13 protein-coding genes and 1 tRNA gene are annotated in these 14610 nt (G+C 46.2%); 4 read left to right on the top strand and 10 right to left on the bottom strand.

Annotated features, from left to right (window positions below; genetic code table 11):
* Positions 1–127 precede the first annotated feature (127 nt).
* Positions 128–1063, bottom strand: coding sequence for an NAD(P)H-dependent glycerol-3-phosphate dehydrogenase (locus NDA01_RS13545; RefSeq protein WP_348228343.1), 936 nt, complete (start codon positions 1061–1063; stop codon positions 128–130).
* A 10-nt stretch (positions 1064–1073) separates the two neighbouring features.
* Positions 1074–1982 (bottom strand): lipoyl synthase, encoded by a 909-nt coding sequence (lipA, locus tag NDA01_RS13540; protein WP_348228342.1) that lies wholly within the window; start codon positions 1980–1982, stop codon positions 1074–1076.
* Between the two features lie 107 nt (positions 1983–2089).
* Between lipA and NDA01_RS13535 the strand changes: the two genes are divergently transcribed.
* A tRNA-Pro gene (locus tag NDA01_RS13535) sits at positions 2090–2163 on the top strand.
* A 23-nt stretch (positions 2164–2186) separates the two neighbouring features.
* Here NDA01_RS13535 and hetR read toward each other — a convergent pair.
* The 5 genes from hetR to NDA01_RS13510 form a co-directional block, all read right to left on the bottom strand.
* Positions 2187–3119: a heterocyst differentiation master regulator HetR gene (gene hetR / locus NDA01_RS13530; RefSeq protein ID WP_431193399.1), complete on the bottom strand. Its 933-nt coding sequence runs from the start codon at positions 3117–3119 to the stop codon at positions 2187–2189.
* Between the two features lie 907 nt (positions 3120–4026).
* Complete coding sequence (locus NDA01_RS13525; RefSeq protein ID WP_348228341.1) at positions 4027–6354, bottom strand: tetratricopeptide repeat protein; 2328 nt, start codon at positions 6352–6354, stop codon at positions 4027–4029.
* On the bottom strand, positions 6332–7015 hold the full coding sequence (locus NDA01_RS13520) for a S1 family peptidase (RefSeq protein WP_348228340.1): 684 nt from the start codon (positions 7013–7015) through the stop codon (positions 6332–6334). Before NDA01_RS13520 ends, NDA01_RS13525 begins: the two co-directional genes overlap by 23 nt.
* Before the next feature lies 1 nt (position 7016).
* The gene (locus NDA01_RS13515; RefSeq protein WP_348228339.1) at positions 7017–7349 is read right to left on the bottom strand and encodes a CU044_2847 family protein; all 333 of its coding nucleotides are present in this window, start codon (positions 7347–7349) and stop codon (positions 7017–7019) included.
* A 36-nt stretch (positions 7350–7385) separates the two neighbouring features.
* A complete protein-coding gene (locus NDA01_RS13510; RefSeq protein ID WP_348228338.1) occupies positions 7386–9224 on the bottom strand; it encodes an FAD-dependent oxidoreductase in 1839 nt (612 codons plus the stop codon).
* 116 nt (positions 9225–9340) lie between these two features.
* Here NDA01_RS13510 and NDA01_RS13505 point away from each other — a divergent pair, with 116 nt between their 5' ends.
* Positions 9341–10387, top strand: coding sequence for a zinc-dependent dehydrogenase (locus tag NDA01_RS13505; RefSeq protein WP_348228337.1), 1047 nt, complete (start codon positions 9341–9343; stop codon positions 10385–10387).
* A 97-nt stretch (positions 10388–10484) separates the two neighbouring features.
* Here NDA01_RS13505 and NDA01_RS13500 read toward each other — a convergent pair whose 3' ends face one another.
* Positions 10485–11309, bottom strand: coding sequence for a DNA adenine methylase (locus tag NDA01_RS13500; RefSeq protein WP_348228336.1), 825 nt, complete (start codon positions 11307–11309; stop codon positions 10485–10487).
* Between the two features lie 239 nt (positions 11310–11548).
* Between NDA01_RS13500 and NDA01_RS13495 the strand changes: the two genes are divergently transcribed.
* Together NDA01_RS13495 and NDA01_RS13490 are read left to right on the top strand one after the other, a co-directional pair.
* Positions 11549–12160 carry a peroxiredoxin gene (locus tag NDA01_RS13495; protein WP_190433268.1) on the top strand — a complete coding sequence of 204 codons (612 nt, stop codon included), beginning with the start codon at positions 11549–11551 and terminating at the stop codon, positions 12158–12160.
* Positions 12161–12282: 122 nt separating this feature from the next.
* Positions 12283–12816, top strand: coding sequence for a peroxiredoxin family protein (locus NDA01_RS13490; protein WP_348228335.1), 534 nt, complete (start codon positions 12283–12285; stop codon positions 12814–12816).
* Here NDA01_RS13490 and NDA01_RS13485 read toward each other — a convergent pair.
* A complete protein-coding gene (locus NDA01_RS13485) occupies positions 12813–13826 on the bottom strand; it encodes a DnaJ C-terminal domain-containing protein (protein ID WP_348228334.1) in 1014 nt (337 codons plus the stop codon). The genes NDA01_RS13490 and NDA01_RS13485 overlap by 4 nt on opposite strands.
* A gap of 249 nt (positions 13827–14075) precedes the next feature.
* Positions 14076–14507 carry an Hsp20/alpha crystallin family protein gene (locus NDA01_RS13480; RefSeq protein ID WP_348228333.1) on the bottom strand — a complete coding sequence of 144 codons (432 nt, stop codon included), beginning with the start codon at positions 14505–14507 and terminating at the stop codon, positions 14076–14078.
* Between the last annotated feature and the right edge of the window lie 103 nt (positions 14508–14610).

The raw sequence follows: 14610 nt of genomic DNA, 5'->3' as shown, positions 1-14610 counted from the left end.
ATCTACATCACCCTACATAGGATTTCCTGATCACTTGCTAAGTTTCACCAGATCTGCAAACAGGTCTACGCTTCAACAAGCTTTGATGTAGGTTTTGTCAACCTAATGATGTTTCTGTCAACTTAGCTTAGAACCTGAGAACGTTATTCTCAGGCTTAGTGTCTCTCAGCATTAGGGCTGCGGTTGCTTGTTGCGGAGTAATCTCACCTTCTAGCAAGCGATACACTTGATGGGAAATAGGTATAGAAATATTGTGCTGCCGAGCGACTTGGATTAATACTTGAGTGGTGTTGATTCCCTCAGCGGTTCCTTCCAATGTCGCTAGTACTTCTGAGAGCGTTCGACCCTGAGCTAAACCATAACCAACACGATAGTTGCGGCTTAGGACACTATTACAAGTTGCCAGCAGGTCCCCTAAGCCAGAGAGACCATAGAAGGTTTCTGTTTTTGCGCCCCAGTGCGTACCAATCCGAATAATTTCTGTTAGACCACGAGTTACAAGGGCGGCCTTGGCATTGGTGCCTAATTGCAGACCATCGCATACTCCAACTGCGATCGCAATAATATTTTTGAGCGTGCCACCTAATTCGACGCCTAGGGGATCAGGATTCGTATAAACCCGAAAGATTCCAGACGAGAAGACCGCTTGCACAACCTCAGCCGCTACCATTTTTTCACTGGCAACCACAGTGGCCGCAGGCAAACCTGCTTCGATTTCTTTGGATAAGTTGGGTCCAGACAGCACCACAACCGGATGGTCTGGAAAAGCAGCTTGCCAAATTTGGGAAGGAGTGAGTGTGGTAGTTGGATCTAGCCCCTTGGTTGCGGTGATCAAAATCGCTGGCTTGGCGATCGCTAAGGATTGCATCTGTTCAACCACGGCTCTCACGCCCTGCATGGAAATTGCAGACACAATCAGATCAGCACCTTCTACTACCTCTCTCAAGCTTTGAGCCTGATGGCGTGACCATAGGCGCACAGAGTGACCATTTTTGGCTGCTAAATTTGCCAAAGCTGAACCCCACGCACCTGCCCCAAGTACTGCCAGCGTTACAGTTTGCACAACCCTTTGCTCAAGCTAGTGGTGAGGAATTAGCAGAGAGCGCATCAATGGTACGGGGGTAGCGTTCCATTAATACCCTCACTTGCTCCGCATGGTAAGAACTGCGGGTTAAGGGAGAGGACACGACCTGCAAAAAGCCAATAGATTCGCCAAATTGTCGCCAAGCCTCAAATTGCTCTGGCGGCACAAAGTTGGTCACGCCTAAGTGTTTTTGGCTGGGCTGTAGATACTGCCCAATTGTCAGGATGTCACAGTCTACAGTTCGCAGATCCTGCATGGCTGCCCGCACTTCCGCGTCGGTTTCTCCCAAGCCCACCATGATGCCAGACTTGGTGTAAACCCAAGGGGCGAGTTCTCGCGATCGCTTGAGAAGTTCCAAACTGCGCTCGTACTGGCCTTGAGGACGCACCCGCCGATAAAGCCGAGGTACGGTTTCTGTATTGTGGTTCAACACCTCTGGTTGTGCTTGCAAGATGGTTGCTAGTGCCTGCCAATTGCCACACAGATCTGGAATCAAAACTTCGATGGTAGTGCTGGGAGAAGTTTCTCGAATTGCCTGAATACATCGGACAAACTGAGATGCACCGCCATCAGGTAAATCATCTCGGTTTACAGAGGTGATCACAACGTGATTCAAGCGCAATCGCTGCACTGCCTCAGCCAAGCGATCGGGTTCAGTGGGATCGAGTGGTTTGGGCTTTTTCTCAAAATCAATATCGCAGTAAGGACAAGCCCTTGTACAAGCTGGTCCCATGATCAAAAACGTTGCTGTGCCATGATTAAAGCACTCACCGATGTTGGGGCAAGACGCTTCCTCACACACCGTATTTAGTGCTAAATCCCGGAGGATTTCTTTGACACTACCAACTCGCTCCCACTGGGGAGCTTTTACCCGTAACCACTCTGGCTTAACAACCACGCTGAGTTTTGATTGCTGAAGTTATGTATGCTTAATCTTAACAAGTAGCGGCGCATCACAATATGTTTGTGCTGTGATAGGCTAAACTTGGTTAGTTGAGACTACGACGGGATGTAGCGCAGCTTGGTAGCGCACTTCGTTCGGGACGAAGGGGCCGCTGGTTCGAATCCAGTCATCCCGATTTTTAACTTGATAAAAAGGAAACTACCAAGAGGAGCCTTCTTCCTCGCGGGGACCGAGTACCATTTGCAGAATCATGGATTGTCCGCCTACCTTATGGTAGCGATCGGCCCAAGCCCGGATGACTTCATCTAGTTCTTCCAGTGCTTGATCCACTTTTTCGGTAGGAATATCGAGTTCTTCAAGCACTCGCATGACACGAGGTTGCTGATCAGCCCAATCTTTCATCAAGCGAAAATAGCGAGCTGTGTCCTCCACCATGATGTAGGTACGCTCCTCATCATCGGCGGGGGAGTAGGAAGAACGGGTCAACGCATAAAAGGGCATGCCCCAGGGCGACTCAATGCGTGTGACAGTGCCAGAGTAAATTAAACGGCGTTTAATGTGTTCTGCCAATGCCTCACTTAAAGGCATCTGACGATCTGCGGTGAGGTCTTCTTGCGATCGCGTATGCAGAAACTCGATCAAGTCCATGAATTGAAAGGAATTGATCAGTTGAGCGTCTGGCAAATTGTCGGGTAGTTTCTGCTCAATCTGGCGCTTTTCTTCGGAGGTGAGGCTTGTCCCAGGAATGCGCGATCGCCCAGGCTGCCAAGGATATTGCTCTAGCCAAACGTAGGGAAACTGAATCAGATACCGAGGTTCCTGAGACCCCAGCATTTTTAGGAGTTTGCCTTCCGTTAGGGCTTGTCTGACTTCCTCAACAATTACTTTGACCCGTTTTGGCTCAATGTGGTGCAAGTGACCTGTCATACGCAGGTTCTGTCCTTGCTCCAAATAGGTCATGTAAATAGCGCACTTGGCAGCAGTTGCAGCCGCATCTAGAAAGGCCCCGTGCCGATGTCCGCTAGTACGCATGGCACTAAATGCCAAATACAGCATGATCTGATCCATAGCGCTGGGGCTAAGCCGTTTAAGCAGATCTAAATTCAAGTCATTGTTCATAGCGGGAGCCATGCTCTGTAGGAGCTAACGAAAAAAATACATGCAATGTATAAAAGGTGAGGCGGTTACTGATAATTTCACCTGCCCCTCCTAATATCTATTCACTCACTATTGTTAGTTTGATACATCTAAGCTTAGAGTATGCTACTAGCCTAGGCACTAGCAAATTCTTTGAATAGGAATTATTAAATGAAAAAGGAAGCAGATTCAGCCGTAGAATTCTGCAACTAAGGTCTAGAAGCAAGAATACTACCTTAATTGTCGAAAAACTTAGTTATTTATCTCTTGAAGCAAAGCTCTAAGAGTTGTAGGAATCGTTCCTGTAGAAACTAGGAATTGATAAGCCTCTTTGGGACCAAGACCGTATGACCAGTCCGAAGAAGACCGTTAAAGAAAAGATTGCTTCAGATTCGGCATTGACCTGAAGCAAGTTATGATTTATACCGCACGTCATGGGTTGCTCATCAAACCACAGGCACAAAGTTTCTTCCTGTATCTTCTCGACGTCCGCTGCCTCTATTAGCTAGTTCCCGACGTCCGCTGCCTCTATTAGACAGTTCTCGACGGCCACTGCCTCTATTAGCTAGTCTTTGCTTTTCACCGTCTCTGTGTACACTACTCTTAAAGTTGTAACGGGATGAGCTAAGCAGGGACTGCTTTAATGTACTATTCTGCGATAGTTCAAGTGCATGAGTTTCAAAAAGCTGAGGGCAAGCGACAGGGTAAGTCAGTAACAAGCCAATTAAAGCAATAAAGTTGTACGAACGCATAAGCCAGTGTCCAACAAAGTGTCCACTACTTACTACGTCCCTCCTACCCCGATATCAGGACAGCGCTGACAACTGAATTTGTACGGACTATATTTTTATCTTCTTAATCTTGAACAAATAATTGAGTAATTATTCTAGATGCTAATAGATTAGAGATTATTAAATGAGGCTAATAGAGCTTCTTTTGCATTTATTTTCCCCCAGTAGTAATTAGTAGTTATACTTATTTGATTAGCTCGCTCTGCCTCTGTCTTGGCTGTATGTAAATCTCCTATAGAAAGATGTAGCCAAGCTAAGGAAATAAATGTGTCTGCCTCATACAACTTATAGCCACCAGCTTCAACATAACTCAATGCCTCACATAGAATACTAAAAGCTGCTTCAAAATTATTTGTTTTCGTTGCCCAACGCCCTTGAGCTAGTAACACTTCAATTAAGGTATCCAGCTTACAAATATTACGTGCAATTTTTAATGCCTGATCGTAGTGCTGATAGGCAGCAGTATAATTCCCTTTATCAATATATAAATCACCTAATGCGCAATGACTACGACTTATGTATTCAGACCAATGATTGTGCTCACAAATAGCTAAGTTTGCTTCTAAAATTCTTTGTGCGTAATCCAGGTTGCCTGCCCGTCGAAGATAGGTGGCATGGTAGATTCCACGCAACCTGAAAAGATATTTAACTTCTGGATTGATCAGCTTCTCTAATACTTCTGCTGCCTGAAAAGCCTGTTCTGCGAGGGTGTGTCTTCCTAGTAAACAATTCAACCATGCTTGCCATACGAGAGACGTGCGTATACCAAGCTTATCGTTGTGCTGGCGAGCTATGAATAGGGCATTGTGAATAGCATCTTCTGCATTCAGTAGCTCACCTAGGTATATATAAAGCTCTGTTAAGTTTTCATACTTAATAACTGCATTACTCCAATCACAATAATCTAAATCAATTTTAAGGCTTCTCTCATATACTGATTTTGCTAAGCTTAATTGTCCTAATTTTGTCCAGCATAAGCCAAGCTCATTTAATATTCCACTTTTTGAGCTAGATTTACTCACCTGTGGGTCTTTCAAGGTGTTGCCTTCGGGAAAAAACTCCATCATTAACTGTAAGTTTGTTTCCTCAGCCCCTAGGGTTTCCGTCAGGACGTACTGTTCACCTCTTTCTATTTTCTTAAGCCTAATACTATCTGCTTCATCATATTCCTGAGCTTGACATAAGTGATGAACAGCTTCAATAAAAGGAACGAAATTTTCTAAGGTAGGATTTTTAGGAACTTGGCCGGCAGTTTTTAAGTAAAACTCTTTAATTTGTCGATGAACATTTTTAGCCTTTGTAGGATCACTATTTAACTGATTTAGATAATAAGAGCGGATTAGTGGATGTGTTGTGTAATAACTTTCATGAGAGTTATAACGTAAGATTCGGTACTTAATTAGATTGGTCACTACTGCCGAATCAACTTGAAAAACTTGGTTTAGTGCTGATTCTGGAACAGGTAAGCGAAAAGCACTAAACGTTTGCATGAATTCTTGCTCATCTTTAGCCAAGAATTGTTCATAACGTCGTAGAATTCTATTAATTCGGTCATACTTTGATTCAGCTTCTGTTGGCAAAGGAACGCGATCTAGAAAATTTGCTTTACCCTCATAATATTCAGTAAGGTAAGAACTTAGAAGGCTTAAAGTGAGAGCATGACCATCCCATGTATTAACAATCTTATTCAACTGCCCATCTGTTCCCGTCACTCCGATTTTTCTAAGTAACTCTCGTCCATCAACTTCACTAAGCCGATCCACATTACTGTTTTTATATGTGATGTACTGAATCAAATCGAATATAGGAATACGACTAGTAATCAGGCAAAAAGATTCATGATTTCCAGCAGCAAAGTAGTTTAAGAACTCCCATAAATCATTACTTTTTATTAGGCCATACTCATCCCCTGAGTTACACTGAACTACTTCCAATCCATCTAAAACGAATAAGTACCGACCTGCTCTAATTAGAGAGGCTAGGAAGTTAGCTCGAGAGCTGGCTGATGGGAGCGTATTTACATCTAATTTTCCATTGCTTAAATAAGTTAAAGCTTCTTCAAGGAACTCATCAACATTATTTCTTTCATAGAAACTCCACCAAAATATACCGTCAGGTTTGGGTAGAGCTGAATTTCTTAGTAAGTACTCAATCCATTGACGTGCTAGCGAGCTTTTTCCCTCTCCACCAAACCCAATCAAGCCTGTAACTAAGTGTTCTGGATGCAACCAATCAGAGCTAATTTCTTCCAGTAGGTCTTGGCGTCCTACCCATTCGTTTAAAGGAGAGGGAGCTCGTTCTAGGTTAAACGGTAAGCCATGGCTTACAACATTTTTAACTGCCTCAGCATCTACCTTAGGCTGAGGACCCGACGTTAGACTTAAAGGTTCTGTGTGTAATGAAAGACGATTGAAATTATTCGCCGTTGGATCGTTCATTATCATCTTCCAAAACAGTTAAATGAACTGGATGAAAAGTAAGAACATAATTGTCTACTGCCCAAGCAATGTTATCGTCTGTACATTTATCACCTGGATTCCAGCGTTTAGCTACTAAACCGATAACTAGGTTACGTTTGATGTCCAAAACTGCTGCCCCACTCATACCAGGGCGAATATCTCTTGTTCTTAGTTCTATCGGATCAACCAGAGCATTTTTGCCTAAAAATGGCAGCACTGGACCCATAATTTCTCCATCAGCATATCCGCTTGGAGATTCGCCAAGCTGCCTAAAGCCATAGCTGCGAAAGGGATTACCAGAGGACAACTCAGCGGTACCTAGAATTGCAACTTGCTCAGGTGAAAGAGAAGGTGGGCTCTTGATTCTTAGTACTGCAATGTCCTCATCGTAGTCTGGAAAGTATGCAAGCACTGTTGCCTTACATGTTTGCATCTGTCTGTATCTACTCTTCGGAAAGCATATAGAAACCTCTTTGTCAGTAGCTTCTTTTGGATTTATTCCTGCCATTTCAAGTACATGGAGACAGGTTATGATTCTTCCGTCTCTTGAAACAACAATTCCTGTACCGACAACTTTATCAGTAGCTAGGGAGCGAATCTGTACTGTAAAAAGCAGCAGATTTTGGACTCTAGACATCATGTTATTGATCACTCTTTGTCTGCTGATTCCAACTGAGCTTAACTGTAATTGTTGATTCCCCAGAAGCTTTAGCTACAACTGCACTCCCCTCTAAATTTAGCTTAATTCCAAACTGGACTTCTATTTGAGTAGGCTGTTCAGGCAGAGATTTCATAGTAGCAACAACATGGTAAGCCATATTCCGTATCGTATTCATAGCATTATTAATAGCCAGTGCAGATTGCTTAGCTAATTCAGTTCCAGAGGTTAAACTAATCCCAACCTCCTCCATCCCTGGCTGGTTAGCAAATTCAACTAGAATTGGTTCGTTTTCATCAGCCACGAAATTAGTCATCACTTATCCAAAGTTAGGAATTGAGGGTAAAGCCAATCAAACCGACTGAATTCTTTCAATCAAAATCCATTTTCCTGATGGATTTAATCTTCCCAGAATAGTGAGTTTACAATTATTTGAGCATGACTCCAGGCTTTGGTTGACTATAGGCTGTAGAGTTACTAAACTCCATTCCTCATTCACCAGTGAACAAGGATGGGACGAAAGGAACCTGTAATCTTGGTCACCATATCTATTGAAAGTTCCGGAAAATTTCTGGTGCACGCTTTGAACGCTGCTACTCAGGTTCTGGACGCTAAGTATAGATTTTGCAGTTCTAGCATCTGCATAATTGCCGTTGCTCAGGTATTGTTCATGATTTTGTAAATAATGAGACTGCCAATAGAACCAGTCAGGATGTTCAGGTAGCGAATTGAAGAGAGGAACGATCGCAGCAGGAGCAGTAGGCTCTTCCAGTAAAGCAGTTTGCAGCGATCGCACTTTGAGTTCTCTGGGTTGACAGTTGTGCTCTACACACAATGCAGCAGCCATGCCTGCGGCTTGACCAATATTCATCACTGTAGGCTGCAAACGGGTGGCACCATTGGCCATGTGAGAGACAGAAATATTCTTTTCACAAACCAATAAGCCATCCGCTGCTAGCGGTATCAAGGAACCGTAAGGAATGGTGAAAGGAGTTCCTGTCCAGCGTCCGCCCCAGCGAATTGACTTGGGCTTAAGGTTGACGCTCGGTAAAGCTTGGCCGTTGATATGCGTTGGGTAGTGGTGATCATTCGCATAGTTGCCGATCGCGATCGCCGTGACTTGGCCTTGCTCATCTACAGGTAAAGCAGCTACTTGGCCTCCAGGCACAGGCAAAATATCTTGCTCGCGTACAGTCACCAGTCCTTGGAGGCGGCGAGCTTCGCGATAGTAGGGATGCAGGGCGTAAGCTCCACCTCCCAAATTTCCAGGTAGGTCGGGAAAAATATCAGCGGCTAAACCGTAGCGATCGCCAAGTTGCGTTTGGATAAAATGAGCAAAACCTTGAGTATGCCAGCGAGCTTCTTGCAAAAACTCCTGTTGCGCTTGCGGCGATTGAACCAAACGATCCACACCTAGGCCGTAATCATTGCCGCACTGGGGCCAGTTGAGCATGAAGCGATCGCCAGGTAAGCGACCGTAGTTGAGAAACTGCTCTGGGCTATAACCTTCCCAAGCACCAGCAAATTGGGCTGGATCGTAATTGGGTGGAGGAGCGATCGCTGGAGCATGATTGCCCGCACCAAAGTCTTGCAGAATCACTACCCAAGTAGGCGACTGCACAGGGCAGAGTTGAGTCAGAGCATTTGTAGCGGCGGGGGCACTCGGCTCTTGCCATGCAGACTGCAGTTCCCAACCCCAACGGTAAGGCACTTCGGCTAAAACTAACAAATCCCCTAGCTCAGTAGCATCTAATGTGACTTGGGCTTTGACGATAAAATCTGAAAAGCAGACTCCGGTGATGCGATCGCCTTGGCGTAAAACTTCTACAGGTGTTTGACCGCTAATCCACTGCAAGTTAGGCAGCGATCGCACCCAATCGGCAAAAATCTGGGCACCAATGCGAGGGTTATAGGTAAAGAAGCTGACCCAGCCATGATCTAAGCCACCCGGTTGCCGTTTTTGTAATTCTCGGAGGAAAGCTCCCCAAATTCCGGTTTGAAACGCAGCCAGCTCATTGCCATCTGGGGCACAAACTCCTGCACTGGTCAGCATGCCACCCAACCAAGGAAACTCACTGACCAAAACGGTTTTGGCCCCTCGTCGGGCCGACTGTATGGCTGCAACTGTGCCGCCTGTGCCTCCACCCACAACTAAAACATCAGCGGTTAATTCTTCTAAGGTGAGTGGCATGGAATTGACTTTGGCGGCGTGGCGCATAACGAGTCTTGGTAAAGTTTATGATCATTGGGTCTGCAAAAACCTAATTTCGGCACTTTAGCGGCAGATTAGCAGCATTAGAGGGGAGTATGAAAGCACAAGTGTTTCGTGGGGTGAAGCAGCTAAGTTACGAGGAACTGCCTGTGCCTGAATTAGGCGCAGATGAAGTGCTCGTGCAAGTCAAAGTTGTGGGGCTATGCCAATCTGACATTAAAAAAATTCTCTATCCTCTCTACGAACCACCTAGAATTTTTGGTCATGAAACTGCTGGCACGATCGCGGCTATCGGGGCTGAAGTCAAAAATTGGCAAGTGGGCGATCGCGTCGTCGTAATGCACCACATTCCCTGTATGCATTGCAACTATTGCCTCAATGACAATTTCTCTATGTGCGATGTTTACAAGAACGTCACGACAACAGCAGGGTTTGCTCCCAGCGGTGGCGGTTTTGCCGAATATGTCAAAGTGCCGGGGCACATTGTCCGAAACGGTGGCTTGATTCCCATCCCTAACGACATTAGTTTTGAGCAAGCCAGCTTTGTAGAGCCGACCAACTGCTGCCTCAAAGCCGTTAAAAAAGCCCAAATTGCCCCCGGTCAAACCGTGCTGATCACTGGAGCAGGGCCGATTGGGCTAATGTTTATCATGCTGGTGAAGTACTTCGGTGCTAGAGCGATCGCCACAGATCTAATTCCTGCTCGGATTGAAAAAGCTCTGAGTGTGGGAGCCGATGCCGCTTTTGATGCCCGCGATCCTGAAATTGCTCAGAAGGTTCAGGAATTAACCCAAGGTATGGGCGTGGATGTGAGTTTGCTCGCGGTGCCCAGCGACAAAGCCTTCTTCCAAGCGCTAGATTGCACGCGCAAAGGTGGCAAAATCTTGTTCTTCGCAGAGTTTCCCGATGAGGTTGAAATTCCCATTAATCCCAATATTCTCTATCGCCGGGAAATTGACTTGATGGGGAGTTACAGCTCTTCTTTCCGGGTACAGAATTTGGCTGCGGATATTGTGTTTAATCGTCGCATTGATGTCGAAGCATTGATTAGCGATCGCTATCCCCTAGAGGATCTATCTCAAGCTGTCGAACAAGCCGTTTCACCGGGACCAGAAACCTACAAAATTCTGATATATCCGTAAACTAATTCAGTTGAAAAATCCAGAAGGCGATTGGGTGTTGCCTTCTGGATATTAAGAAAACCAAATTTTCTTTTTCTTCGCTCAATTACTCTATGAATTAATAGGAAGTCACCAAAACCTCTGTGATTTTTCCTCGCTTGCTTGCTTTAGAGTTAATCGATCGAGCAGCGGTGATCGCGTTGATATTAAAGCCTGCGTATAGCTCTCGAATAAACTCACAATCTGAATTAGAAAGCATCACCTTCACACCTCGGCTTGCCAGCTTTGCAAATACATCTCTCAGTCTTATTTGATGCTCTTGATCAAAGGTGTAGCGACTGTAAGCAGTGAAGTTACTTGTCGAACTAAGAGGATAATAGGGCGGATCAAAATAGATGAAATCCTCACGATTAGCGCAATCTAAAACTGCCTCAAAAGGTTTGATTGAAATCGTAGCCGAGCGTAAGGCTAGCGATGCTGATCGCAGTAACTCTGCATTGCAAATTCCAGGATTTTTGTAGCGTCCAATGGGTACATTAAAATTCCCTTTGGAATTTTCTCGATATAAGCCATTGAAGCAAGTTTTGTTCAAATAGATTAGGCGAGCTGCCCGCTCCAAATCAGTTGCAGGCTTTTCAGCTCTTACTTGGTAATAGTAGTCGTGGGAATGCTGTTTCTGATGCTCTTGCAGACGCAGGATCAAAGGTTCAACTTGGTTTCGAACGCGGCAATAAACATTCACTAATTCTGGATTAATATCTGTAAGAATCGCTTGCTTTGGTAAGAGGTGAAAGAAAACGGCCCCCCCTCCTAAAAAAGGTTCGTAGTAAGTGACAAACTCTTGAGGAAAGTAAGGCTGATACTGAGAAATGAGTTGACTCTTTCCGCCTGCCCATTTTAAGAAGGGACGGGGAGAGATAGATGGAGCAGTTTGAGGTGGCATCAAAACAGGCTGTGAAGCAGAAGCAGACTCAATATTATGTCAAACAAGCCTTACTTAGCGCTCCCAAGGTTGTGGCAAACCTGCCATAGGCTCTACTCAAAATCGTTATGACTATGATATATTGCGTAACAGTTCTTAAATAATCAGTCGTTGCCTGCATAGGACAAAGTGAGTTGCTCACTGCTTGCCTATGACTCAGCAAATGTAGACCTGTAGACTCTTCAAGGAGAATCAAGTCCATGACCTTGACCTACAATACCGAAGGTTGCCTCCGGGTTGGTCGCCCTGCCCCCGACTTCACTGCAACGGCTGTGGTCGATCAAGAGTTCAAGACCATCAAGCTGTCTGACTACCGAGGCAAATATGTTGTCTTGTTCTTCTATCCCCTAGACTTTACCTTCGTTTGCCCCACTGAGATTACTGCTTTCAGCGATCGCTTCGACGAATTTAAGCAAATTGGGACTGAGATTCTAGGCGTGTCTGTAGACAGTGAATTCTCTCACCTCGCTTGGACCCAAAGCGATCGCAAACAAGGTGGAGTGGGTGACCTCAACTATCCTCTTGTTTCCGACATCAAGAAAGAAATCAGCGCTGCTTACAACGTGCTCGACCCTGAAGCAGGCGTGGCACTACGCGGTCTCTTCATCATCGACAAAGATGGCGTGATCCAGCACTCCACCATTAACAACCTGTCTTTCGGTCGTAGTGTGGATGAAACTCTGCGGACCTTGCAGGCGATTCAGTACGTGCAGTCTCACCCCGATGAAGTCTGCCCTGCGGGTTGGAAGCCTGGTGATGCCACCATGAATCCTGACCCTGTGAAGTCCAAGAATTACTTCGCAGCGGTATAGTTGCTAGCAATTAGCGATTAGCGATTAGTTGTAATTTGTTGATAGGGTGGGCAATGCTCACCCTTTTTTATGATTGACCGTAGTTCCGAACCTTACTTCACAGACATCAGTTATAGCTAGCGATGCTAACCTCAACAGACTTTAGCGGCCTGCTGAATCAGCGCTTTTTCAACAACTTTTTCCCGATTCCAGCAACGAGTTCCTTGGAGTTAGGCCAGCAAACTCCTGATTTTGAGTTACCAGATATCACTCAGGGTCAGCGGATTAAATTAGCGGCTTACCGGGGAAAGCAACCCGTAATTTTAGCTTTTACGCGCATCTTTACCGAAAAGCAGTACTGTCCTTTTTGCTTCCCTCACATCAAGGCGCTGAACGAGAACTACGAGAAGTTTACGAGTCGCGGTGCGGAAGTTTTGATGATTACCAGTACTGATGAGCGCCAAAGCCAAATTGTGGTGCGCGATTTGGGCCTAAAGATGCCACTTCTTAGTGATCCTAGCTGCCAAATATTTCGCGCTTACCGAGTGGGGCAAGCTCTAGGCGCACCCCTTCCAGCGCAGTTTGTTTTGGACACTCAAGGCAACCTGCGCTTCCGACATATGTTCTCGTTTTTATCGCACAACGCCAGTGTAGAGGAGTTATTGGCGGTGCTCTAGAGCTGCATGCTTTGGATGTGGCTGCGGGGATTGAAGCTGCGGATGGCTCGAATTTTTTCGTAGTACTCACGCTCTTGGGGACTGAGTTCCTTGGGGGAGGCGATCGCAATCTTGACGATTTGATCACTGCGTCCACCCTTGGGATTGGGCCAGCCTTTGCCTCGTAAGCGTAGAGATTGCCCTGCCCGCACGCCAGCAGGCACATTCATGGTGACGCTGCCATCGGGAGTAGGGATTTCAATCTGTGCCCCTAACACTGCTTCATCCGGCGCAATCGGCACCTCGCAGACTAGATTGTCGCCCTCAAACTGAAAGAAGGGATGGGGTTGAATGTTAACGACCAGATAGAGATCGCCGCGTTGTTGGTTATAGGGACTCGCTGGCCCTTTGCCTTTGACGCGGATGCGGCTACCGGGTTTTGCCCCTGGAGGAATGCGGACATCAATCACTTCGTTGCCTAAATTGAGGCGTTTCTGCACACCTTGGAAGGCTTCTCTCAGAGTGAGAGCGATCGCGGCCTCACTGTCTTGAGTTGGAGCGGTAGCAGTGTCGCCAAAACCCCCAAAGCCGCCGAAGTCCCCAAAGCCTGGGCCACCCGGAGTGGTGCGATAATTATAGGTTTGTCGTCCCGTTCCAGGGCTAGGGCCAGCACCAGGGCTACCAAAGCGACCTAACAGCTCGTTGATAAAGTCATCAAAGCTGCCGTATTGGCTAAAGTCGAAGTTGCCAAAGTCAACATTAGGGCTACTTCCACCACCTGGCCACCCGCCACCCGCTTGTTTCCAGTACTGGCCAAACTGGTCGTACTTCTGGCGTTTCTCTGGGTCAGATAGCACTTCGTAGGCTTCGTTGACTTCCTTAAAACGCGCTTCCGCGTCTTGGTTGCCTGGATTAACGTCTGGATGGTACTTGCGGGCTAGTTTACGAAATGCTTTTTTGATGTCGTCGGCAGTGGCGGTTTTATTCACTCCCAAGACAGCGTAGTAATCTTTATAGTCGGTTGCAGCCATCCACCTACCTCCTCTAATAGTTTCAGTTTATGTCTTTATATCTATGATCGTCTGCTTTAGCCGCGCCGCAATCTGGATGCGGTAAGGGGCAAAGCTAAACTCCCATAGCTTATACATAGATTCAGGGCAGAGCGATGCTGACTCACGCCCTCCCCTGAACTATTACCGAATTAAGTGCAGATTTAAGCAATTAGCTTACCAAGCACCTGATTTGATCAGGCATCTAAGCAGTAGCGATCGCCACTCCAATTACCCTGCTAGATTCACCTTAACGACCTTGTTGCGTTCTTCTTCAGCCTTGGGTAGGTGGAGATGCAAAATGCCATTTTTGAACTCAGCCTGCACTTGGGTATTCTGAACCCGAGTGGGGAGGGGAATGACTCGTTGGAAACGCCCGTAACGAAACTCGGAACGAAAGACGGCTCTCTCTTCGCTGGGGACAGTAGCTTTACGCTCTCCACTAACTGAGATCGCTTCTGCGGTTACTTGCACGTCCAGGTCTTTGGCTGCAATCCCAGGTACTTCAATTTTTAGCTGAATGGCTTCTGAGGTTTCCTGCATTTCTGCGGCAGGAACAAAGGCAGTTTGGTTGACTTCGGGAGCGAGGCTATCGAATAACCGATTCATTTCCCGCTGTAGGGTGTCAACTTCACGGAAGGGTTCCCAACGAATGAGTGCCATAACTCTAACCTCTCAAAACCTCTCAATATCTAGTCCCTTACTGTGGGCTTTTCAACTAGATTTAAGGTATCAGAGGTGGCGTTAGCGCAGAGTTCGGTTCTTG

The sequence above is a fragment of the Trichocoleus desertorum AS-A10 genome (genome assembly GCF_039962155.1).
GTDB lineage: Bacteria > Cyanobacteriota > Cyanobacteriia > FACHB-46 > FACHB-46 > Trichocoleus.
The sequence above is the reverse complement of the archived record's forward strand: the minus strand, read 5'-3'. Positions and strand labels throughout refer to the sequence as shown.